Raw genomic sequence first — 370 nt, forward strand, 5'->3', positions numbered from 1 at the left:
CTTTAAAATTTAAAGTGGAGGCAATCTTATTAACATATTCCTTACTACTTCATCAAAGTCAAATGGAGAACGGTTTTAGTCTAAGGTATTCACTTGCTTATGGTTAATCAACTAGCACAACGGGTATCTAATATTTATAATATAGAAGCTTCATGAGCCATCCTAGAAATAAAAAAGTAGCTTAGAATCCTGTCATTAGACACTGACTCTAAGCTATTTTTATCTATTCAGATTTTAATACTTATTCAGAATCAAAATTAGCAGATATCCATTCTCTATGGACAATCGATCGTAAGCGAGTAGTTGATAAGCTTTGGATAACTTCTTGCAACTGATCAATGACGTCATTCAATGATTTAAATGCTTTGTT

The 370-nt window shown here is 31.6% G+C and carries 1 pseudogene; it reads right to left on the reverse strand.

The window, feature by feature from the left end:
* Positions 1-241 precede the first annotated feature (241 nt).
* A pseudogene (locus E4T71_RS10380) lies at positions 242-370 on the reverse strand (IS630 family transposase); the annotation flags it as partial.

This window comes from Streptococcus sp. WM07 (genome assembly GCF_004570525.1).
In the GTDB taxonomy this organism is placed as follows: Bacteria; Bacillota; Bacilli; order Lactobacillales; family Streptococcaceae; genus Streptococcus.